Here is a 22,778-nt window from a genome sequence, read left to right as displayed (position 1 = left end):
AATAATCAAAACTATCACGCTATAGTATATGAACCATTTCTAAAATCTATGGAGAACAAAGATGGTTACTGCTGGCGAAAAACCTGGAACTGGCTTCTATTTTTGTGTTCAATGCGGACACCGCACCTATTTAGAAATTGGTACTGATCGTTTACCTCCGTGTACCAAATGCCTTGGCAATCAATTCAACAGTAAGAATGCCTAAGCCGCAAACACCAAACAGTTACCCACTGTTTTGATGAAAGCCCTGTCACTCGATAGGGCTTTTTTGTTACTGTAAAATATGAAATAACAAGATAGCTCTATCCAACAAAAATAAGGAAAACCCAGATGGAAACAATTTTAGGACTTTGTATCGGCGTAGGATTAAGCGCAGCCTGTGGTTTTCGTGTCTTTGTTCCTTTATTGGTGATGAGCATTGCAACTTTGTTGGGTTGGTATGAACCTGCTAAAGGCTTTGAATGGTTAGCCATTCCATCTGTATGCGCTGCACTTGGATTTGCAACCATCTGTGAAATCGCAGCTTACTATGTGCCGTGGGTCGATAATCTCTTGGATACCATTGCTACACCTGCTGCTGTAGTGGCAGGTACACTGAGTACGATGGCAGTCAGTAGTGGAGAAATGTCACAATTTGCCACTTGGGCAGCCGCATTGATCGTGGGGGGCGGAACAGCAGGCGTGGTGCAAATGAGTACGGTAGCTGCACGTGGCGTTTCAACGGCGACCACGGGTGGACTGGGCAATTTTGTGGTGGCAACAGGTGAATTGCTTGGTTCAATTGTCTTGTCGATCTTGGCATTTGTGATGCCAGTCATGATTACGGTATTTGTGATTATTCTGGTGATTGTGGTTGTACGTTGGATTCACTCAAAACGCCAACAAAAAATCAGCCATTCCTTATAAATGTAATGACACCAATAACAACCTGAATGATGAATTAAAGATGATGATAAGAACGCAATACATAGCCCTAATTTTGGCTTGCTCAAGCCTATTTATACTTCCACAAACAACGTTTGCTTAAGAACAACAGACAGCAGAACAACTTAAATTACGTAAAGATAAAGACATTTATAAAGCCTATATCCCAGCGACATATCATTTATTTGAAGCGATTGAGGGTGATTTAAATAAAGATGGCTTGAAAGATGTCGTGCTAATCGTCAAAGCAACTAATCCTAAAGCCTTTGTCGATGATGAATATCGAGGGCGTTTAGACCGAAACCGCCGTGGCATGATTGTTTTACTCAATTAAAAAGGCAAATACAAACCTATTGTTCGCCACTTAGATTGTTTTAGTTCAGAAAATGAAGATGGTGGTGTGTATTTCGCACCTGAACTATGGTTAGAGATCAAAAACAATGTATTGGATGTGCATTATGCCCATGGATGATATGGCGATTGGCATTATCTGTTTAGGTTAGAAGGAAATGACTTACGTCTTATTGGTTATGATGAATCCAATAATCATGGGCCCTATATTGAAAGTAAAACCAGTATTAACTTTTTAACAGGCAAAAAAGTTATTCGTAAAAATTTAAGTGCAGATGAAGACGCTGATCCGAAGTTTGAAGAAACATGGAGCAGTTTTAATCAAGCACCGATCTATTTATCCAAAGTGAAAGACTTGAGTGATTTGAGCTTTTAAAAATTGATCACTATCGAAAAAGTAAGCAGAACAGAGTAAATTACACCCACTTTTTAAGATGACGTTCAAGCTTATGGCTTTTACTTGGATTCTATTTACGATCATGGCTGCGTTTATGCAGGCGTGGCGCAACGCATTTCAGAAACAGCTCAGTACCACAGTTGATGCTTATGGTACGACATTGGCTCGATTTATCTTTGCTCCGATTTTTGCCTTTAGCTATTTAGCATTTCTCTATCTACATCAACCTGTCACTGCTCAAGTCCATTTTTCCAATATATTCTGGCTTTACGTGGTGATTGCAGGAATCAGCCAAATTTTTGCGACAGCGTTGATGGTGAAACTATTTCAACAAAAAAATTATGCGATTGGCATCGGACTGGCTAAAAGCGAAGCGATTTTGGCTGCTCTTATTGCCGTTTTATTCTTGCAAGAACGTTTGACCACTTGGGGTTGGGTCGGGGTGATGATTGGTGCGGTTGCAGTTTTTTTACTAAGTAAAGGTCGGCATAGTACGCAACTTTCATTCAATACCTTAATGATTGGTTTAGGCAGTGGTTTATGTTTTGCCATTACTTCACTTCTGGTACGTGAAGCCAGCTTAGAGTTGAGCATGTTGCCCTTTTTGCATCGTGCAGGATGGGTGTTGTGTAGCTTGATTAGTTTTCAGTGCATTGTGCTATTACTCTACTTGGGTATTTTTAGTCGTCAAACGCTGTATAACATGTGGCAACGTCTTGGGCTGACGTTTCGGGTGAGTGTTTGCAGTTTTTTAGCATCTGTGGGGTGGTTCAGTGCCATGAGTATGCAAACGGTGGCGATTGTCAAAACACTGGGTCAGGTTGAGATTTTATTTAGTTTACTGATCTCAGCATTTTTCTTTAAAGAAAAACTCGCTAAAACAGATCATTTAGGTTTATGGCTGGTAATTGTGGCAGCTATTATGGTCATCTGGGCATAAATTTAGGTTTTAAATGAAAAAATACACATCTAAATTGGAATATATTGAAATTTAAATGAGCTATTTTTTATTGAAATGGAAAATAATTCTGATTGTAATATGAGATATGCAAAATTATTTCATTAGTGGCGAAAAATACCAGTTTTTAGGAAAACAATCCCGCACTGATCTGCCTAAACTATGTCTCAAGGGTGTGAAAGGGATCGAAAAGAGTAGCATGCACCGATGCTTATAAAGCAAGTGTGTACAAACCCAAAAGGTCTCGATTCGGCTTAGGACGCTATAGATCAAAAGTCTATAGGCAAAGGTTATGGCTTACAAAGTCATAGGTGTTGAAGTAAACAACATGTTTTCCCTTGATACCCTAAAAAATTTAATATAAACAGAATGTGACCAATCAGATATAAATAATAAAAACCCGATCAATGAATTTAAATATAAGTGTGAAATAGGTCTTAGAATATTTATTTTTTGAATATAAACTTCTGTTTTTATAATAAAAAACAAAATGATATAATTGAAACTAGAAAATTGATCATATTGGAAGAGGTCATAAAAATAATGAAAGAATTCGATCTTAAAATACGTTATCCGCATCAAACTAATCGAAATGAAGCTGATCATTTGGGTGCTTTTGATTTAGAAACGATCGTTGCTCGTTTCGATGAGATGGGATGGCGTCAGCAATTGGTTCGTCAGTTACAGCTAGATGGTGCAAGTACCAGCTTTATTGTACGAGATGATTACACTGAGCAAACCTTACGCATCACAATAGATGCCTTTTCACAAACACAGCAACTTGAATTTAAATTAGAAAGCGATATTCCTGTGTTTATTCCTAAAAAAGATTTATTCGGATTGGTGACACGTAAGAGCAAAGATACGATTTCTTTTAATCATTTAACGTTGAGTCGTGCGAAAGAATATTTGATTACTTTTTTAAATCGAGACATTGCAACTTTAGAGCAGCTTTATAAAGACAGTTTAAATAAAGCGATAAAAACAGCATCATAAAAATATACGAGTTAATGTCGCAACAATAATAATCAAAACAGGCAACGGCATTAACTCTAGACATCTTCAATAACATTTCAATAAAACGAGTTCTTTGTTCACGATTTCATCTCAAAATTCGTTTTTGGCTAAGAACTCGCTATAATTGCCGTGCTTTATTCAATTTGTTTATTTCCCATGCCCTTAAATGACAATTTTATCTATATGCCACCACAAGATCCGCTTGAGATCATGTATGAAGATGAAGACTTGGTGGTGGTGAATAAGCCTGCTGGTTTATTGTCGGTGATGGGGCGCTTGCCAGAACATCAAGATAGTGCCTATTTGCGTGTGTTAGACCAGCATCCAACTGCAAAAGTGACGCATCGTTTAGATATGGCAACGTCGGGGTTGTTGATGTTCGCAAAGCATAGAGATGCTGAAGTTGCGATTAGCAAAATGTTCCAAGCACGAACTGTAAAAAAGTACTATGTTGCTTTGGTGCAGGGGCAGATTCAGGTGGAAGGGAGTGTGGATGTCCCATTGATTACGGATTGGGAAAATCGACCACGTCAGATGGTGCATTTTGAATTAGGTAAACACGCTAAAACCTTATTTCAACGGATGCAATATGATGCTGAAACCAATCAAAGTCGAGTGCGTTTAGAGCCTGTAACGGGGCGATCTCATCAGCTTCGTGTGCATATGATGCACATTGGTCATCCGATTATGGGAGATAAGTTGTATCATCCTGAACCAGCCCAATTTGATTTAAAACGTATGGCACTACATGCAGCTTATCTTGCATTTAAGCACCCTTTGAAAATGCATGCACTTGAAATTCATTCAGAAGTTACATTTTAATAAAAACAATCTATGAAAAAAAATAGGTATTTGATCCAATAGCAATAATTGATAAGATTGGCAGAGTAATCACAAACTGAATGAGAGGCAGTTTGATGCGATGTAGACTTAAATTGTGCGTGAATTTTGGTCTAAATAATCTCTAGGTGTCTAAAAATTGACATAAAAATAGGTTAATCTATAGCCAATAATGAAGTCAAAACATAACAAAGGATACTTATATGACTCGCGACTACGAGCAATTTCCAGAAAATGATAATGGCAATGTCTTATGGCAGATGGTTGAAGATGGCAATGACCTGAGTGAACCGCACGAGGTCGAATTTTCAATTGTGTTTGAGAAACAAGAACAAGTTGAAAAATGTGCCTTGCACCTGTTACATCAAGAGCAAAAAATTTCGCTGTATCAAGAAGAATTACATTCTGATGGATCGGATATGTGGGTACTCAATATCCATATCAATATGATGCTTGCGTATGAAGATATTGCTGATTTAGAAGAGTGGATGACACGTATTGCACAAGAGTTTGATGGTGAATATGACGGTTGGGGTTGTATGAGCTATATTTATGATGATGAAGCTGAATAACTTTAATATTGAAACCTTCAGCCTGTACTAAGCAGGCTGAAGATTGTTGAGTTAGAATTTAAACTGTGCTGAAACTGAAGCATTGATCGGTTCGCCAGGTTGAATCCATAGATCACTATAACTAGAAAGATAATAGGTTTTATCCAATAGATTATTGAGATTGAACTGATAGCGTAAGCGATCTGAAGGGGCGTAATACGCATTTAAATTGACCAAAGTATAGCTCGGCAAATTAAAACCATTGTCTAAATTATGTCCACTACGTTGCCCAACATAACTGATGTTTGCGCCTACACCTGCTTTCGTTGAGCCTTGTTGTAAAAACTCATAATTGCTCGTCATCGAAGCTTGGTGCTGAGGAATATTACTGAGTCGAGAGCCCTCGGCTAAGTCTTGGTCTTTTTCAATCTTGGCATCGGTATAGCTATAATTGGCATTGAATGACCATTGATCATTGAACTGACGATTAAAATCGAACTCGATGCCTTGACTACTCACTTCTCCTGCAGCCGTTTGAAAATTTGCATCAATTGGGTCTGTGGTAAGGACATTCTGTTTTTGCATTTTAAATAATGCAACACTGGCTAAACTCTGGTCATCGATTTGATATTTACTCCCGATCTCATAGCTTCGTCCTTTTTCAGGGGCAAAATTTTCTCCATTACGGTTCATACCACTATTCATGGCAAATGAATGACCATAGTTTGTATAAAATGCCCATTGATCTGATACTTTGAAATTAATCCCAACACGTGGACTGGCTTGGTGCAAGGTTTGACTATGCTGAGCTTGGGTTCGATGATTTTCAAAATTCTGCTCAACTTGATCAAAACGTGAACCGAGCAACACACTCCATTGATCATTGAAAAAGATCTGATCTTGCAGATTGAGGGCGAAATAGCGTTGGCGTTCATCTGTATCCGTAAAGGGAGCGAGACTTGGAAGATATTGCGCATAAATCGGATGGTAAATGTTGATGGTATTTGGATTGCTTACGCTGTGATTACGACGTTGTTGGTACTGGCGATAATCCAGTTGCCCAATTTCACTGGACACTAAAAGCTCATGCCTTGCCCATGAATGTTCTAATTTGCCTAGTAGTTCAGTTTGCAATAGTAGGTCTTCACTTTGATAATTACGATAGCGACGCTGACGCTCTAACGTTTGTCCATCGGCTTGTATACGGCGTGGTTCGGTAGAGAAGCCAACCAGTTGCGCGTCTTTATAACTGAGCGCGCTGTTTAGTGTCCACGTATCATTGAAGGTGTGATTTAGACGAAATTGATAGAAATGATCTTTCACTCGCATGTCACCATCATTTGGTTCACCTGTGAATGTTTTGGGGTTCATCACAAATTTTTTCTGAAAGGTGCTGACACCACGATCAAAAGTACCCAGTTGTTGAGTCAATTCACTATCAAAATCAAGTTGAGTTTGATCTGAAATTTTCCATGTCAGTTGGGGTGAAAAAAACCAGCGTTTACTACTCACATTTTCTCGAAAGCTTTGGTTGTCCTCATGGGCGATGGCGAAACGGTAAGCAAGTTCATCATTGATGGGAGCGGTGTGTTCGATACTGATGCGGTATTTTTCAAGGCTGTTTGCACGTAAATTCACTTCATTTTCGTTTTGCCATTGTGGTTTTTTGCTATTCAGATTGAGTAATCCCCCTGTTTCTCCACGACCGTATAAAGCTGCCATTGGGCCTTTTAAGAAATCAAGGGATTCGATATTGACCATATCTTTAGGTGCGCTAATGCCACGATTGACACTTAAACCATTGCGGATCATGGCTGCTCCCCAATTGGGATCTGTGCTAAATCCTCGTACTGAGTAGTTATCCCAAAAACCTCCACCTAAGCTATTTTGGTGAAAGACCCCACTGACCAGTGTTAATGCATCATCAATCCGTTGTACATCCTGTTGTTCGAGTTGCTGTTTCGACAGGAATGAACGGCTAAAGGGGACATCGACTACATCATGAGAGAACTTCGTGGTTGCAGGACTTGTTTCATGACTGGGTTGTGTCGCATCTGCTTGAATATGGATGGTAGCAAGTACAGCGGTTTTATCTTCTGCCCACGCCGCAGTGGAAATAAAACCAAGCCCCAAACATGAGCATAATCCGAGTTTGTATTGCATAAATGATCAGCCAAATAAAGACAAAATAGATTTAATGTAATAGTATAACATTACATTAATTTGTTTATTTTTACTATGCGAGTCGAAAAAAATACGCAACGTTTACAGTCGATAGATGCATTACGTGGTTTGGTTATTCTGATTATGTTGCTCGATCATGTGAGGGAAACCTTTTATCTGCATAAGCAGGTCAGTGACCCGATGGACATCGTCATGACCGAACCTGCATTGTTTGGAAGTCGCTTATTGGCACATCTTTGTGCACCAGTTTTTGTGCTGCTAACGGGTATTTCAGCATTTTTGTTTTATTCAAAGACGCAAAGCGTGCAGCAAACGCGAACTTTTTTATTCAAACGTGGTTTATTTCTGATTGGGCTTGAGCTGACGTTGGTTAATTTTGCTTGGACTGCAACTTTTCCACCTGAGGTCATTTATTTGCAAGTCATTTGGGCAATTGGCGTGAGCATGTTGGCTTTGGCAGCATGTATTAGCCTGCCTTTACCGATAATTGTGCTGAGTGCATGTGCAATTATTTTTGGGCATAACTTACTGGACTCGGTTCATTTTGCCGAAGGAAGTTGGATGCAGACACTTTGGCTGATCTTACATGAACGTGGTTGGATGGAGTTTGCTGGGATCAAATTGCGAAGTTCTTATCCTGTTTTACCGTGGATCGGTGTGATTTTGTTAGGTTTTGCTTTGGGACATTTTTTCAGTCAAAAATATACGGCAAAACAAAGAAATACCTACTTGGTTTCAATGGGTGTGTTCAGTATTGGTTTGTTTGTTGTACTACGTTTGATCAATATCTATGGTGACCAGCCTTGGCAGCACTTTGACACATTCTCATTAAGTCTCATGAGCTTTTTTAATTTGACCAAATACCCACCGTCATTGCTTTTTATTTTATGGAATGTTGGTATTGGGCTGATTATTTTGGTGCTGTTTGAGCGTTGGCAGCAACAACGATGGTTTAGACCACTGGTTGTATTTGGTTCTGTGCCAATGTTCTTTTATCTCTTGCATTTATATGTCTTGAAACTGCTGTATGTGCTTTCAGTGAGTATCTGGGGTCTCAATCATGGACACTATTTTTCTGTCGACCATGTTTGGATCATGTGGCTGATGAGTATTGCACTGTCTTTTGCACTTTATCCTGTAGTGCAATGGTTCTCAAATTTTAAGCATCAAAATAAACAGATTTCGATCTTAAAATATTTTTAGCTCTTCTGACTTTAGCTCTAAAGTACGCTCTGAACCGTGCGTACTTTATTTGCTGACATCGAGGTATAAGCCTTCTTTGACTTCCTCCATCACCACATAGCTATGTGAAGATGCGGAAGCAGGCAGCTTTTTCAGTAAATCACCTAATAATCGTCGGTATGCACTCATTTCTTTTAGTCTTGCTTTGACTAAATAATCAAACTCTCCTGAGATCAAATGACATTCCAAAACTTCGGGAATATCAACAAGGTCACGTGCAACTTGATCAAAAACATCACCAGATTTGGCTGAAAGTTTAATTTCTAAAAATACCAAAAGACTGCGGTCAACATGGGCAGGATTGAGTCGCGCGTAATAACCCATAATGATCCCTTCACGCTCTAAGCGTTTAACACGTTCTGAACACGGGGTGGTGGACAAATTGACACGTAAAGCCAGCTCACTAATCGCAATCCGACCTTCACGTTGCAGAATATCTAAAATCAGGCGATCAATACGGTCTAATTTACGCATAGATTATTCCCTTCTATTTTAATTTTTTCACGACGAAAACATGAAATTACCTAGATTATAAGCCTAAAAATAGTGAAAAAAACTATTGATGCAAAAATATACTAGTTAAATAAACTAGTGTGCGTGAGGGATTGTTATGCGCGTCATCGTCTTAGGAAGTGGTGTTATTGGTGTAGCAAGTGCTTATTACCTTGCACAGCAAGGTGCTCAAGTGACTGTGCTTGATCGTCAATCGGGTCCTGCCAAGGAAACCAGCTTTGGTAATGCAGGGCAAATTTCCCCAGGATATTCGACACCGTGGGCAGCGCCAGGAATTCCTTTTAAAGCAGTTAAATGGATGTTTCAACATCATGCACCACTAGCCATTAATATTGACGGCAGTATGTGGCAGTTACAGTGGATGGCTCAAATGCTGAAAAACTGTAATCCACAAAGCTATGCAGTGAACAAAGAGCGCATGATGCGTGTTGCGGAATATAGCCGTGACTGTCTGCGTGATCTAAGAACAAAAACTGGCATTAATTACGAAAATCGTTCTAGAGGTACGTTGCAAGTATTCCGTAATGACGCTCAGCTAGAGGCGGTGCAACGTGATATTCAAGTACTCAAAGAATGTGGTGTGGATTTCGATTTACTTAATGCACAAGAGTTAGCACGTGTAGAACCTGCTTTAGCACATACCGATAAATTAGTGGGTGGTTTACATTTGCCAAATGATGAGACAGGTGATTGTTATTTATTCACCAATGCTTTGGCAAAACTGGCACAAGATTTGGGTGTGGAGTTTAAGTTTGATCAGAATGTTGAAAACTTAATTGTTGAAGGTGATGAAATCAAAGGCGTCATGGTCAATGGAGCAGTTTTAACAGCCGACCGTTTTGTTCTTGCTTTTGGTAGTTATTCTCGTGACTTCCTCAAACCATTGGCGCTCAATTTGCCTGTATATCCAGTGAAGGGCTATTCATTAACAATTCCAATTGTTGATCCTGCACTTGCACCACAATCCACCGTTTTAGATGAAACTTACAAAGTTGCGATTACACGTTTTGATCAACGTATTCGTGTTGGTGGTATGGCGGAATTGAGTGGTTTTAATCTGGGCTTGAATGAAGACCGTCGTGCCACTTTAGAAATGGTGACTCAAGATTTATTCCCGGGTGGTGATTTACAGCAAGCTTCTTTCTGGACGGGCTTACGTCCAATGACACCTGATAGTACCCCGATTATCGGTGCGACTCAGTATAAAAATTTATTCTTGAATACTGGACATGGCACTTTAGGTTGGACGATGGCATGTGGTTCAGGAAAATTAATTAGTGATCTGGTGATGAACCATCGCACAGATATTAGTACGGATGGTTTGTCCATTCAGCGCTATTCACACGCAGCATAATTACAGCGTACAAGGAAGTTTATTATGCCTCGCCCAATTACTGCGGTCATCCATACTCAGGCTTTGCGTCAAAACATCGAGGTCTTGAGAGCAAGTGTTCCAGATAGCAAGGTGTTTGCTGTAGTCAAAGCCAATGCTTACGGACATGGTATTGAACGTGTTTATGAATCATTTAAAACAGCAGATGGTTTTGCTTTACTGGATATTGAAGAAGCAAAACGACTACGAGCACTTGGTTGGACAGGGCCTATTCTATTGCTCGAAGGGATTTTCTCTCCTCAAGATTTATTTGATTGTGTCCAGTATCAACTCAGTTTTACCATTCATAATGAGCAACAAGTTGAATGGGTGCAGCAGCACATTTACCCTGCACAGTTTGATATTTTCTTAAAAATGAACAGTGGTATGAACCGATTAGGTTTCAAGCCACAACAATACCGCAAAGTCTGGCAGCATCTGCAACGCCTTAATCATGTTGCTAAAATCACGCATATGACGCATTTCTCTGATGCAGATGGGGAGCGTTTTGATCAAGCTGGCGTGGACTATCAACTCACAGAATTTGAAAGCACCATTCAAGATTTACCTGGGGAAAGATCGGTGAGCAATAGTGCAGCCATCCTCAGATATTCATCTCAACTGCACTCTGATTATGTCCGTGGCGGCATCATGCTGTATGGAAGCTCTCCCGATTATCCTCAGCATAATATCCAAGATTGGGGGCTTGCCCCGACCATGAGTTTGCGTAGTGAACTGATTGCAATCCAACAGTTAAATGCCAATGAAAGTGTGGGCTATGGCTCGAATTTTGTCGCTGCGCATGCGATGACCATTGGCATTGTGGCGTGTGGCTATGCAGATGGTTATCAGCGTATTTCTCCTACAGGCACCCCTGTTTTAGTCAATGGAATTCGTACTCGAACTATTGGACGAGTCAGTATGGATATGTTGGCAGTTTATTTAACGCCAGTACCGAATGCTGAGATTGGCAGTGAAGTTGTACTTTGGGGAACTTCCAAAACAGGACAAATTCTATCCATTGATGATGTTGCAGCAGCCTCAGGCACAGTTGGCTATGAACTCATGTGTGGTGTAACTGCACGAGTTCCATTTATCACTCAAGACTAAGGAAGTCATCATGTCACATTCAGATATCCAGAAAATCAATAGCACCGAAGTGATGAGTGCTGTCACCGTCTTTAATCAAGTGGTGTATTTATCAGGACAAGTCCCTAAAAACCCCGATTTAGATATTGAGGGGCAAACGAGAGATATTCTTGCAACGATTGAACAATTACTTGCTTTAGCAAATAGTGATAAATCGCGATTACTTTCGGTTCAGCTTTTTCTGAAAGACCTTGCTGATTTTCCAAAGGTTAATGCGATTTATGTGGATTGGTTAAAAGGCAGTGTTGCACCATCGCGTGCCACCATTCAAGCCGATTTGGTCAATCCAAAATGGCTGATTGAAATTGCAGTGATTGCAGCACAAAAATAAAGCGATCAGCTTTATTTTTGTTTAAATAGGCTTAAAAACAAGAAAATTCACGTATTTGTAATCGCCAAAATGGGTTCAGATACGTATTTTCGAGTAATCAAAATAGATCCGTTATTTAAAAAGACAGCTGGCTAAGCTCATAAATTATCGGCGGATTTATTTTAGGAAATAGTAAAAAGGAACTTTTATTATGACGGTGATTCAAAATCAGTCAGAGGACGAACAAGCGCCTCAAGACTTACAACGGAAACTTTCCAATCGCCATTTGCAATTGATTGCGATCGGTGGTGCGATTGGTACAGGACTCTTTATGGGTTCAGGTAAAACGATCTCCCTTGCAGGCCCATCTATTCTGTTCATTTATATGATCATTGGTGGGATGTTCTTTTTCCTGATGCGTGCATTAGGAGAGTTATTACTTGCAAACTTACAGTACAAATCTTTTGTCGATATGGCACATGATCTGATTGGTCCATGGGCTGGTTATTATTTGGGTTGGACTTATTGGCTCGGTTGGGTTTTGGTCGGGATAGCAGACTTGGCTGCGGTGATTAACTATCTGGGCTTTTGGCTGCCCGAAGGTATGACCTTTACACCAGTCGGACAAGCGATGATTAGTGCAGGCTGCGTATTATTCGTTTTGGCATTGAATTTACTTACCGTCAAATTGTTTGGTGAAGTCGAGTTTTGGTTTGCTTTAATTAAGATTTTAGCAATTATGGGATTAATTGCGGTGGGTGGTTATATGATTTTCAGTCATTTTACCGCACCGCATGGCACAGTTGCCTCATTCAGCAATATTTGGTCGCATGGGGGCATGTTCCCGAAAGGTGTCGATGGTTTCTTGGCAGGTTTCCAAATTGCAGTTTTTGCCTTTGTTGGTATCGAGTTGATTGGAACGACTGCGGCTGAAACCAAAGATCCACATAAGAACTTACCCAAGGCGATTAATGCGATTCCGATTCGTATTATTTTGTTCTATGTATTGGCGTTGTTGGTCGTGATGTCTGTGACGCCATGGGATCATATTCGTGCGGATAAAAGTCCGTTTGTTGAATTATTCTTAAATGCAGGAATTGTCACCTCTGCAATTATCATGAATCTTGTGGTGTTATCTTCGGTGATGTCATCCATGAATAGTGGTGTATTCTCAACGAGTCGGATGTTATTTGGTTTATCGAAAGATGGTCAGGCGCCTAATGCTTTTGGTCGGTTGTCAAAGAGCGCTGTTCCAGCCAATGGTTTAATCTTCTCTTGCGTATTCATCATGGGAGGCGCGGTTCTACAATACTTCGTGCCAAACACGATTGAAGCATTTACCTTAGCAAGCTCTTTATGCGTGATCCTATTTATCAGCGTCTGGAGTCTGATTATGGTGTGTTATATCCGCTACCGTAAGTTACGTCCTGAATTACATGCCCAATCAACATTCAAAATGCCGGGTGGGGTATTCATGTCTTACGTCGTGATCGCCTTCCTGATGTTTACTTTAGTGATTTTGGCCCTTGAACCCGATACATTGAAAGCCTTGTATGTCAGTCCCGTTTGGATTGTGATTTTAAGTGTGACCTATCGTGTGCTGTATAAACCAAGAATGCGCCGATTACAGGAAAAGTCTGCTGCTTAGTTTGAGATGTTGGCTTAAATAACAACATAGGTGTTTCTATGCAAATGGAAACACCTTTTTTATTGATGAGATGATGTATTAAAGAAATCTCGGCAAGAAAAAAGCCCTAATCTTTCGACTAGGGCTTTTTAAATTTGGAGCGGGAAAGGAGACTCGAACTCGCGACCCCAACCTTGGCAAGGTCGCCGAGATTTATTCCATTAAATGATGTTAATTATAAGTGTATGATTTAATTGGTATAGTGTGGTTTTTTGTGGGGTAAAATTTTTAGCAATTTAGATCATTTAATGGTATTTTGGTCACTTCATATTGGAGATTCTAGTCTATAAAAGTCACCTATATTTTGGTGCTAATTTTCATGAGAAATAATAACAGTATATAATTTAATATAATGATTCTTAATCCTGATGAAAATTTTTTATATTCAATTCAATAAATGAATATTATGCGCAATCCTATTTTGGATCATCTGGAGAGTCTCTGTTTGAATTTGTTCAGGTAATAGATCATGAGCGATATCACTGAATCGGATTGCAACCTTACAAATCGAACTAATAATTTCATCGACTTCTTGGGCAGAAAGTTCCGCTTCCTGAGTACCAAGTTTTACAAGAGCTTGTCGAGGAATATCCAGTGCCTCACCCATGATATCCATTTGATGATATCCCCCTGGCCCTTCACAGAAAGTAACATCATAGGCAGGGGCGAGTTTCCATTGCCCATTTTGGGACATCAGAAATGAAAAGTTTTTGCAATGATCATCTCGATTATTGAAGACTACATTGAAAACAGCTCGCTTGAATGCAATTGCTTTTTCGCGAACATCATTGGTGCAAAAGTGTGTAGCGCGGAGAAAGTTACTGTAGTCTAAACTCCCTGGTGATTTAAAATCAGCTCCGGTGAAGGCAGCTAAACTTTGCATAGGGATACGCATGCCATCGTGGCGGTCAAATCTTTTTGATGCAAATGCGGTTAATCCATTCGGAAGAGTAAAATATTGAGTGTCAGGGGTGTCAATATCACAATGACGTAAGCATTCTGCATAAACAGCTTCAATTGCACAAACTTCAGGATGCTCTTGCTGAGCGGGAAATTTGATCAGCCATGCTTCATGTTGATGTGAGCTAACTGTTGAGAATTCGTTGGTGACAGGATCACGGTAGACGAGCGCTTTTGGCCTTGCACCTTGTGGAGATCCACCCATAATTAATAAATGCTGTAAAAATTCTGCACCTTCTCCTTTGAGAACTTCCTGAACTTCTTGAGCGAGTTTAATCAGTGGAATATTTTCAGTTAATGCTAACTCAGGTGCTGAAGGTTCAAAGGATAATGCCCCCATTGCATGTGTATTAATATACGTGAGTCGTTCTAATGGCCCAATCCGTGCTGGATTGAGTCCATTTTTTTTAAATAAGCGATCCATAAGAAGCATGCCCCAACCATCGGGCAAGGCATCATATATAGGACCTGGCAATCCCATTTGATGTGTAGGAAAGTTCGTTCTTAATGAGTCACCTTTTAATGGAAGTAGGTAAGAGGAAAGTTCTAAACCTTTACTGATCGCTTCTGCACTGTATTCAAAGGCGATTAATGGCCGACCTGTGATTGCGGTTGAGGAGACCAGTGTACCCCAAAGCCAATATTCACCCCATCCATTGTAGTAAACATTAAGTTTTTTGAGCATGGACTTATTTCCTTTTGATACGTTGGCGAGCCGTATTGCTCTCATAGCGGAGAATGTCATTTACACTGTTTAAATGAGGTTTGAAGAGTTCCTCTAATTCTTTTAATCGGCCCAATACCATGGCAACGCGTACTAAATTTTCAAATGAAACATTTCGACCAGCTTCCAGATTAGATACTGTATTCACACTAATACCAGCACGTGTAGCGACGTCTGCCTGAGTCATTTCCAGATAAAGTCGTTCTTTGCGAAGCCTTTCACATAATAAAGTAACAACCTCTTCAGGTTTTTTGAATTTTAAATCCATAATATTGTGTCTTATGTTTATATATATGTATTAAACCACAAAATAATGGAGTTATGAACTGTGCTCGTTGATCGGTAATGAGGTGCTTTATGGGCTGATTAGATCCTATTAGATTAAAGAAGTCTAATTAGATATTTAAAATCTAACAGAGTCTAACAACTTGCTTTAAGCTCTATTAATTTTGCATGGTGTCACGAGGAACCGGGATTTGCTATCAGTTCAATCTGGAATATCTGGCACCAGTGGTCTGAAGCAATGAGGTCGATGGGCAGGGCTCTGCCTTTGCTGATACCTTAGGCAGCTTAGAAGTATCTACGCCAGCCAATAGAAAAAACATCAAAGTTCACTACCAGATAGCGAGTTATAATTTACATTTGGGTAAGTTGGGGGATGCTTCAAATTATAAATCTTTGTGCAATAAAGCCCTACTGTTCTGAAATGACAGCTTTGTCCGTTATAATTGTATAAATATTTTTAGTCTCTAGTAATTATGTCCTCATTGATCAATTTTCTATCTCGCTTTAGTACTGCAACTATTCAGCGTAGTCTTAGCTATGCTAAACACATTGATAGGGAAACGATTGAGTTCTTTGAGGAAAAAGATGGTGTCACCATGTATGCCCAAATTGAAGGGACAGATTATTATGATACTGCGATTACCTATAATCCCCAAAAAGACCGTTTAATCGATGACGACTGCACTTGTCCGGTTGGATATAACTGTAAACATGCTGCTGCTTTAGCGCGGTTATTCTTTCAAGAATATCGTCAGGAATTTCAACAGCGTTATGCTGAATCTCAATCTCCGCAAGGAATCGCAAAACGCCAATGGGGGGATGATCAGGCGCAGCGCTGGTTGAATGATTTTAAACGGTATTTACAACAGACTGAACCTGAGCAATCTGTCAAAACAAACAATTATTTAATTTACCTGCTAGATCAGTCTGTCAGCTTAAAGAAATTGACAGTTGATGTTCAGAAGGCTAGACGCAATAAAAACGGCTCAATTGCAGGGGAAAGTTATTATACCCAATATGAAAATATCACCAGAAAGCATCTGACTTTACCTGAACAAAAACGACAATTATTTAACCAGATTTATTATTACGCCAAAATAAACAGCGACGAACGCTTTTATCAAAGCAATCTTGATATCTCAAGCATTTTATTGGAGCATTTCAAATCTTTTATTCAAAGTGGCGATGTGTACTGGAAAAAAAAGAGCCATGCTGCACTTCAATGGTCAGAACAAGGCTATCACATCGAACTGATCTGGCAACAAGGTCTAAACAAACAGACAGAGCATTTAAACATTGAATTGGTCAATGGTGATATTCGACTCGATTTAAAATCAAATCCACATATTCAGATTCTCGCGAGCCATCCACCATGTTATGTGGATATTCAACAGAACACGGTGGGCCAGTTATATGGTGAATATACGGCAAATCTTCTGTACCATTTTTTACAGATGCCTGATCTTCCAACTATGCTCTTTCCAGAGTTTGAGCAACTGACTCATCAATATTCAGAGGTGAAAAAATTGCCTCAGCCCGAGTCTATTCAGCATATTGATGTCATTAAGGGTAGTCCCCAGCCAATTTTACGCTTCGGTGTTTTAGATAAATTTGATTGGAAATGGGAAGAGTCTGTTTGTGCTGAAATTGAATTCTCCTATGCAGGTGGGCGAATTAAAGCAGGTACATCAGGTGACAGTTTTATTGGTGAACAGCATGGTAAAATGGTGCGACAGCTTCGGGACTTAGTTCAGGAACAACAGTCAATCCAGCGTTTACAGCTATTGGTCGAATCACTGAAGTGGGTGAAAGATTTTAGTTATGACCAGCAATTAAAATTGGATAAACAACGTCTTGATTCTATGGTTTTTGCTTTCTATGGAGACTGGATCAAACAGCTGATGCCCATCAATCAAATTGAGCTGATGGGCTGGCAGATAGAGCATCTGGAGAACAGCCCTTTTAATGTGCAATATGTTGAAAATTTAAATATTTCTATCACTGAATCTGAAGGTCAGCAGGACTGGTTCAATATCGGTGCGACGGTTCAAGACAGTGCAGGCAATTCTTATAATTTGCTTGATGCGCTCGTAGCTTTGGTGCGAGTAAATCCTGATTTACTTGATCCGCGGACTTTTATTCATCTGCATGACAGTCAAATTTTCACCGTGAAAACTGCAGTTGATCAACCTGATTTGGCCTTATCCGTTAGGGATATTAAGCCGGTATTGTTGCATCTGCAGAGCATTTTACAGCAAGAAGAGCGCAGTATTGATCGCTATGATGCGAGTCAATTATTAGAATTGCAGCATAATCTTGGGATGACATGGCAGGTCAGTGATCGTCTGCAACAATTTGTACAGAAATTCAAACAAGGCTATCAGCAACAACTGCCGACACCACAAGGTTTTCAGGGGGAATTGCGTCCATACCAGCAGCAGGGTTTAGGCTGGTTACAGTTTTTAAGGGAAACCCAGCATTGCGGGATTCTGGCAGATGATATGGGCTTGGGGAAAACAGCACAAACTTTAGCCCATTTACTCATGGAAAAACAGGCTGGATATTTGCATGACAGTCCTGCCCTAATTGTTGCACCCACATCGCTGATGCATAACTGGTTCAAAGAAGCAGAGAAATTTACCCCTGAACTCAAGGTATTGCTGCTACAGGGGGCCGACCGCCATCAGTATTTTGAGCAGATTCCGCACTATGACATTGTGTTAACCACCTATCCGCTTCTGGCGAGAGATGAAGAACAACTAAAGCAATATGAATATCATCAACTCATTTTGGATGAGGCGCAGAATATCAAAAATCCGCGTGCCAAAGCTGCACAGGTAGTAAGGCAATTAAAAGCACGACATCGTTTGTGTCTAACAGGTACCCCGATGGAAAATCATTTGGGTGAGCTGTGGGCACTATTTTATTTCCTGATGCCAGGATTCTTATATTCACAAGAAATTTTTAATAAAAAATACCGTCATCCGATTGAAAAACGCGGTGATCAGCAGTTAAGACAAAAGCTGGTCAACCGGATTAAGCCCTTCATTTTACGTCGCTTGAAAACTGACGTAGTCAAAGAGTTGCCAGAAAAAACCACGATTGAAGTCAATATTGATATGAATGACCAGCAATCTAAGTTATATGAGGCTGTTCGCGCCACGATGCAGGCAAGCATTCAGAAAATTGTGGCAGAAAAAGGCTTTAAACGTAGTCAAATTCAAATTTTAGATGCCTTACTGAAGCTACGTCAGGTGTGCTGCCATCCTAGCTTACTAAAGCTGGATTCAGTGAAAACCGCGCAGGCACATTCTGCCAAACTTGAACAGTTGATGGATATGGTCGTTCCAATGGTGGAAGAGGGGCGAAAAATTCTTATCTTCTCTCAGTTTACCTCAATGTTGGAACTGATTGAGCAACAGCTCCATCATGTAGAAATTGGCTATGTGAAGCTGACTGGGCAGACCAAAAAGCGAGATGAAGTCATTACAGCATTTCAGTCTGGACAAGTGTCGGTATTTTTAATCAGTCTGAAAGCAGGAGGGGTCGGTCTGAATCTAACTGCCGCAGATACAGTCATTCACTATGATCCATGGTGGAACCCTGCTGCTGAAGATCAAGCTTCAGATCGTGCATGGCGAATTGGACAGGACAAGTCGGTATTTGTGTATAAGCTGATTACCAATAAAAGCATAGAAGAAAAAATTCTTGCCTTACAGCAAAATAAAGCAAAACTGGCACACTCTATTCTAAGTACAGATCATGAAGGCGAAGTGAAACTGACGGAAAATGACGTGATGAACTTGTTTGAAAAATTTTAGTCTTGTTACTGGTTGCCCTAATCATCTGTAAGTATCAGAAAGTCTGGATGAAATTTTTCCCAATGTGCTCTTAATTTTTCTTTATGAGCGGAAGTTATAGGTAAGTCTAGTAATAGCGCTGGCCATAATGGTCGAGCATTATCCATAATATCGTGAAGTTGCTTCTCGATGATACGCCATGGAACGCCTACTTTTTCTGCCCATTGCTTAAAATGCTTTATCTCAGCTAGATACCAATCTTTATTTTTGGCAAGATTTAATGCGAAATGATGCTCATTTTCAATATATACACTAGTCATTAATATATCGTATGCGGGTGATAATCTTGGTGCACTTTTATCTTAATAAATTATATTCCAGTTCTTTAAATGTGCATCTCCATTGGCGAGTAAAATATTTATGAGTAAACGGCTAGCAAATTGCTGAATATCAATAATTTTTTTATCTGAAAATTGATAAATGATCTTTCCTATCTGCTCATAATTTGTGGTGCTATATTTCTGATGTGGATATGCGCTGAAGATCTGAGCAAAATCTTCGATGTGAATAAGCTCTGTAGTATCAGCAGTACTCTCTCTATCAAATCTTTTGATTGCGAAAGCATATTGCTCTTGGGGTAAATTTAATGGTGGAAGGTCTTGTAAAATTGCCATATCCACTAAGCGAATCTCAGGGACATCTATTCCGACCGTTTTGGCAAGGGGCATCATAGAATATTCATTTAGCGCAACAAAAGCATGTCTGGAAGAAGGAGTTTTGATAATCCAGTCCCCGAGTAGAGTCGTTTCCGTTGCCACATTGTTTGTTGTGAGCTGAACTGCTCGTATTTGATATGAAGTTTGCGCCATTGGCGACGATATTCAGGTTGATGTTTCTTACGCTTCCGTTCGCCTTCACCTAAAAATTTTAACCCTGTAGAGTCGACGAGTAGGTGTAACCCATCACGACTTTTCTGATAGCTTATCGCAATATCAATATGCTGTTGTCGTCTACAGAGGGTGGAGTAATCTGGTGCTGTCCAATTCAAACCACAGCGTTTAATCAGGCTTTGAGCAAAGCCAGTGACCATGCGTAAAGAAAGATGGAATAGAGATTTGATCATTAAACAGTATTGAATCGCTGTATCGGAATAAGTTTGATTTCGTCCGTATTTGCCTTGTGGCTGTGCATACCATTGGGTCTTAGGATCAAACCAGATTGAAATATTTCCTCGCTTGATTAAAGCTTGGTTATACGAGGACCAATTGGTTGTACGGTAGATTTTAGGTGCAGGCTTCTTCATCTAGAAATTATATTGTTGATGAAGCCTTCAAGAATAGTTTTGTGCAACAAAGCCACGTACTTGTATAAAAAACACGTTATTTAAAAATTCTTAGGGCTTCTTATAAAGCTAAAATATATAGGTTTTAGAAAAAATATTATTAATAATCAAAAAGAAAAAAACCCTAATCTTTCGATTAGGGTTTTTTTGAATCTGGAGCGGGAAAGGAGACTCGAACTCCCGACCCCAACCTTGGCAAGGTTATGCTCTACCAACTGAGCTATTCCCGCTTATTGAGCAGTTTTTACTAAAACTTACACTAAAAAATTTGAGCGGGAAAGGAGACTCGAACTCCCGACCCCAACCTTGGCAAGGTTATGCTCTACCAACTGAGCTATTCCCGCATGCCGTGTATAATACATTATGCAAAAATAGGGTCAATAATTTTATGCAAAGAAAATGATTAATTGCATAAAATAAAAGCATTTCTACGCTTTTAAAAAGCGGAAAGGCAAAATTTTGTACAAAATTTTCTCTAGAGGTCGGGTCATGTATACTAATGGGCTATCTCAATCTGACCTTAATAGAGTGACTGATGAACTTAGAACAACAGTTGATTGAACGTTTGCAAACTTTAGCACCTACCCATCTTGAAGTTATCAATGAGTCGGCAGGGCATGGTGGTTATTTTCCTGGTAAAGAATCACACTTTAAAGTGATTGTGGTGAGTGATGAATTTCAGGGCTTACGTTTGGTACAGCGTCATCAAAAAATCTATGCTGTTGCGACTGAGTTAATGAATCCTGGGAAAATCCATGCTTTAGCGATTCATGCTTATGTGGCAAGTGAATGGCAAGGGCAAGCGCCAGCCAGTCCTGAATGCGCGCATGCACCTAAAAGTTAAGGATTGATCATGGACGCACATTTACTCACCAAAATTATTCATATGTCCGCAGTGAGCTTGTTGATCATTGCTTTTGTTCTTCGTGCAGCGACTTTATTTATCGGTGTACAAAACCAACAACCCAATCCAAAAGGTTTTAAAGGTCTCGTCGGTTTACAACATTTGTCGCTGACCCTGATTATTTTGACAGGGGCTATTTTAGTTGTGATGAAGAACTTTGAGGTAGCACCTTGGTTTTATGCCAAAGTGATTCTCTTTTTTGTACTTTGGTCATCTTTAATCAAAATTTATAAAAAAGACAACAGCGTGTTGTTACAACAGCGCCGTGCAGGTTTGTTGGTCGGTACAGTGGCATTAGTTGGTATTATTGGCTTAGTCATCATTAAACCTGTTTTTGCGTAATTGTTTGACATTGTTTTAGTAATTGTTTTGGCACTAAGTTAAACTGCGTGCAGTTTACAAAAATCTTGTAGAGGGAAATCATGTTAACTCGTGTGGTGTTTAACCAAAAAGGTGGTGTAGGGAAATCAAGTATTACAGTCAACTTAGCTGCAATTAGTGCTAAGCAAGGTTTAAGAACTTTGGTGATTGATCTTGATCCACAAGCAAATTCAAGCCAATACCTTTTAGGTGAAGATGCAACATATTCTGCTGACAAAGCAGCATTAGAGCCAAACATTGAAAATTTCTTTGATGATATTTTAGGCAGCACGCAGCAGAAGGGATTAATTAGCAATGCCATCGGCTCGATCCTAAAAGCACCACGAGGCAAAGGTTTAGAGAGTTATGTTCATCGGACATCTTTTGAAAATCTAGATGTGATTCCTGCCAGCCCAAGCCTTGGCGCGCTAGAACATGCTTTAGAAAGCAAACATAAAATCTATAAATTGCGTGATTCGATTCAGTCACTCAGTGCGCGTTATGATCGTATTTTCATTGATACACCGCCCGCATTTAATTTCTTTACCTTGTCGGCATTAATTTCCGCAGATCGTGTCTTGATTCCATTTGACTGTGATGTGTTTTCGAAACGTGCGTTACAAACTTTGATTGAAAATGTACTCGAAACCCAAGATGATCATAATGATCGCTTGGAGATTGAGGGAATCGTCGTGAATCAATTCCAATCTCAGGCAAAATTACCGCGTGAAGTGGTTCAACAATTAAAAGATGAAGGTTTACCTGTTTTAGCAAGCATGTTACCGCCATCCGTGTTGATGAAAGAATCACATCAAAAGAATTTACCCTTGATTCACTTGGCATCAGAACATAAGTTGACCTTAGCTTACGTCACTTTATTTGGTGAGATTGAATCAAAAAAATAAGAG

The 22,778-nt window shown here is 39.8% G+C and carries 21 protein-coding genes, 2 tRNA genes and 2 pseudogenes; 16 read left to right on the top strand and 9 right to left on the bottom strand.

Annotation, left to right across the window (positions count from 1 at the left end; all coding sequences use genetic code 11):
- Window positions 1-61: 61 nt before the first annotated feature.
- The 7 genes and pseudogenes from O1450_RS15585 (at window position 62) to O1450_RS15555 (ending at window position 5,059) form a co-directional block, all read left to right on the top strand.
- On the top strand, window positions 62-205 hold the full coding sequence (locus O1450_RS15585) for a zinc ribbon-containing protein (RefSeq protein ID WP_004637424.1): 144 nt from the start codon (window positions 62-64) through the stop codon (window positions 203-205).
- A gap of 125 nt (window positions 206-330) precedes the next feature.
- Window positions 331-906: a DUF4126 domain-containing protein gene (locus O1450_RS15580; RefSeq protein ID WP_269229138.1), complete on the top strand. Its 576-nt coding sequence runs from the start codon at window positions 331-333 to the stop codon at window positions 904-906.
- A gap of 43 nt (window positions 907-949) precedes the next feature.
- Window positions 950-1,651, top strand: a pseudogene (locus O1450_RS15575) (hypothetical protein).
- A 73-nt stretch (window positions 1,652-1,724) separates the two neighbouring features.
- Window positions 1,725-2,612 carry a DMT family transporter gene (locus tag O1450_RS15570; RefSeq protein WP_269229137.1) on the top strand — a complete coding sequence of 296 codons (888 nt, stop codon included), beginning with the start codon at window positions 1,725-1,727 and terminating at the stop codon, window positions 2,610-2,612.
- Window positions 2,613-3,173: 561 nt separating this feature from the next.
- Window positions 3,174-3,626 carry a hypothetical protein gene (locus O1450_RS15565; RefSeq protein ID WP_004665277.1) on the top strand — a complete coding sequence of 151 codons (453 nt, stop codon included), beginning with the start codon at window positions 3,174-3,176 and terminating at the stop codon, window positions 3,624-3,626.
- 177 nt (window positions 3,627-3,803) lie between these two features.
- Entirely contained in the window at window positions 3,804-4,469 is a 666-nt protein-coding gene (locus O1450_RS15560; RefSeq protein ID WP_269229136.1) for an RluA family pseudouridine synthase, read from the top strand.
- Between the two features lie 221 nt (window positions 4,470-4,690).
- Window positions 4,691-5,059 (top strand): ribonuclease E inhibitor RraB, encoded by a 369-nt coding sequence (locus tag O1450_RS15555; protein WP_269229135.1) that lies wholly within the window; start codon window positions 4,691-4,693, stop codon window positions 5,057-5,059.
- 51 nt (window positions 5,060-5,110) lie between these two features.
- Here the strand turns inward: O1450_RS15555 and O1450_RS15550 are convergent, their stop codons facing one another.
- Window positions 5,111-7,201 carry a TonB-dependent receptor gene (locus O1450_RS15550; protein ID WP_269229134.1) on the bottom strand — a complete coding sequence of 697 codons (2,091 nt, stop codon included), beginning with the start codon at window positions 7,199-7,201 and terminating at the stop codon, window positions 5,111-5,113.
- Between the two features lie 75 nt (window positions 7,202-7,276).
- Here O1450_RS15550 and O1450_RS15545 point away from each other — a divergent pair, with 75 nt between their 5' ends.
- Window positions 7,277-8,425, top strand: coding sequence for a DUF1624 domain-containing protein (locus O1450_RS15545; RefSeq protein ID WP_269229133.1), 1,149 nt, complete (start codon window positions 7,277-7,279; stop codon window positions 8,423-8,425).
- A 45-nt stretch (window positions 8,426-8,470) separates the two neighbouring features.
- Here the strand turns inward: O1450_RS15545 and O1450_RS15540 are convergent, their stop codons facing one another.
- Window positions 8,471-8,938 carry an Lrp/AsnC ligand binding domain-containing protein gene (locus tag O1450_RS15540; RefSeq protein WP_269229132.1) on the bottom strand — a complete coding sequence of 156 codons (468 nt, stop codon included), beginning with the start codon at window positions 8,936-8,938 and terminating at the stop codon, window positions 8,471-8,473.
- A gap of 136 nt (window positions 8,939-9,074) precedes the next feature.
- Here O1450_RS15540 and O1450_RS15535 point away from each other — a divergent pair, with 136 nt between their 5' ends.
- The 4 genes from O1450_RS15535 (at window position 9,075) to O1450_RS15520 (ending at window position 13,456) form a co-directional block, all read left to right on the top strand.
- Complete coding sequence (locus tag O1450_RS15535; RefSeq protein ID WP_269229131.1) at window positions 9,075-10,331, top strand: D-amino acid dehydrogenase; 1,257 nt, start codon at window positions 9,075-9,077, stop codon at window positions 10,329-10,331.
- 24 nt (window positions 10,332-10,355) lie between these two features.
- On the top strand, window positions 10,356-11,459 hold the full coding sequence (alr, locus tag O1450_RS15530; protein ID WP_269229130.1) for an alanine racemase: 1,104 nt from the start codon (window positions 10,356-10,358) through the stop codon (window positions 11,457-11,459).
- Window positions 11,460-11,469: 10 nt separating this feature from the next.
- A complete protein-coding gene (locus tag O1450_RS15525; RefSeq protein WP_269229129.1) occupies window positions 11,470-11,829 on the top strand; it encodes a RidA family protein in 360 nt (119 codons plus the stop codon).
- 190 nt (window positions 11,830-12,019) lie between these two features.
- Window positions 12,020-13,456 carry an amino acid permease gene (locus O1450_RS15520; protein ID WP_269229128.1) on the top strand — a complete coding sequence of 479 codons (1,437 nt, stop codon included), beginning with the start codon at window positions 12,020-12,022 and terminating at the stop codon, window positions 13,454-13,456.
- A gap of 424 nt (window positions 13,457-13,880) precedes the next feature.
- Here O1450_RS15520 and O1450_RS15515 read toward each other — a convergent pair whose 3' ends face one another.
- The gene (locus tag O1450_RS15515) at window positions 13,881-15,140 is read right to left on the bottom strand and encodes a type II toxin-antitoxin system HipA family toxin (protein ID WP_269229127.1); all 1,260 of its coding nucleotides are present in this window, start codon (window positions 15,138-15,140) and stop codon (window positions 13,881-13,883) included.
- A gap of 4 nt (window positions 15,141-15,144) precedes the next feature.
- A complete protein-coding gene (locus O1450_RS15510; RefSeq protein WP_000364388.1) occupies window positions 15,145-15,447 on the bottom strand; it encodes a helix-turn-helix transcriptional regulator in 303 nt (100 codons plus the stop codon).
- Between the two features lie 490 nt (window positions 15,448-15,937).
- Here O1450_RS15510 and O1450_RS15505 point away from each other — a divergent pair, with 490 nt between their 5' ends.
- Window positions 15,938-19,285, top strand: coding sequence for a DEAD/DEAH box helicase (locus O1450_RS15505; protein ID WP_269229126.1), 3,348 nt, complete (start codon window positions 15,938-15,940; stop codon window positions 19,283-19,285).
- Window positions 19,286-19,302: 17 nt separating this feature from the next.
- Here the strand turns inward: O1450_RS15505 and O1450_RS15500 are convergent, their stop codons facing one another.
- From O1450_RS15500 to O1450_RS15480, 5 genes and pseudogenes are all read right to left on the bottom strand, one after another.
- Complete coding sequence (locus tag O1450_RS15500; protein ID WP_269229125.1) at window positions 19,303-19,584, bottom strand: hypothetical protein; 282 nt, start codon at window positions 19,582-19,584, stop codon at window positions 19,303-19,305.
- A gap of 42 nt (window positions 19,585-19,626) precedes the next feature.
- The gene (locus tag O1450_RS15495; RefSeq protein ID WP_269230487.1) at window positions 19,627-20,046 is read right to left on the bottom strand and encodes a type II toxin-antitoxin system HipA family toxin; all 420 of its coding nucleotides are present in this window, start codon (window positions 20,044-20,046) and stop codon (window positions 19,627-19,629) included.
- Window positions 20,035-20,567 (bottom strand): annotated as a pseudogene (locus O1450_RS15490) (IS5 family transposase); the annotation flags it as partial. The gene O1450_RS15495 and the pseudogene O1450_RS15490, both read right to left, overlap by 12 nt.
- Window positions 20,568-20,760: 193 nt before the next feature.
- Window positions 20,761-20,836: transfer RNA gene (locus O1450_RS15485), tRNA-Gly, on the bottom strand.
- 41 nt (window positions 20,837-20,877) lie between these two features.
- Window positions 20,878-20,950 (bottom strand) — tRNA-Gly (locus O1450_RS15480).
- Between the two features lie 191 nt (window positions 20,951-21,141).
- On the opposite strand from O1450_RS15480, the gene O1450_RS15475 reads away from it, so the two are divergent.
- The 3 genes from O1450_RS15475 (at window position 21,142) to O1450_RS15465 (ending at window position 22,775) form a co-directional block, all read left to right on the top strand.
- Window positions 21,142-21,450, top strand: coding sequence for a BolA family protein (locus O1450_RS15475; protein ID WP_018678399.1), 309 nt, complete (start codon window positions 21,142-21,144; stop codon window positions 21,448-21,450).
- Between the two features lie 9 nt (window positions 21,451-21,459).
- The gene (locus tag O1450_RS15470) at window positions 21,460-21,852 is read left to right on the top strand and encodes a SirB2 family protein (protein WP_269229124.1); all 393 of its coding nucleotides are present in this window, start codon (window positions 21,460-21,462) and stop codon (window positions 21,850-21,852) included.
- A gap of 80 nt (window positions 21,853-21,932) precedes the next feature.
- Window positions 21,933-22,775, top strand: coding sequence for a ParA family protein (locus O1450_RS15465; RefSeq protein WP_269229123.1), 843 nt, complete (start codon window positions 21,933-21,935; stop codon window positions 22,773-22,775).
- The last annotated feature ends 3 nt before the right edge of the window (window positions 22,776-22,778 follow it).

It is taken from the genome of Acinetobacter sp. TR11, assembly GCF_027105035.1.
In the GTDB taxonomy this organism is placed as follows: Bacteria; Pseudomonadota; Gammaproteobacteria; order Pseudomonadales; family Moraxellaceae; genus Acinetobacter.
The sequence above is the reverse complement of the archived record's forward strand: the minus strand, read 5'-3'. Positions and strand labels throughout refer to the sequence as shown.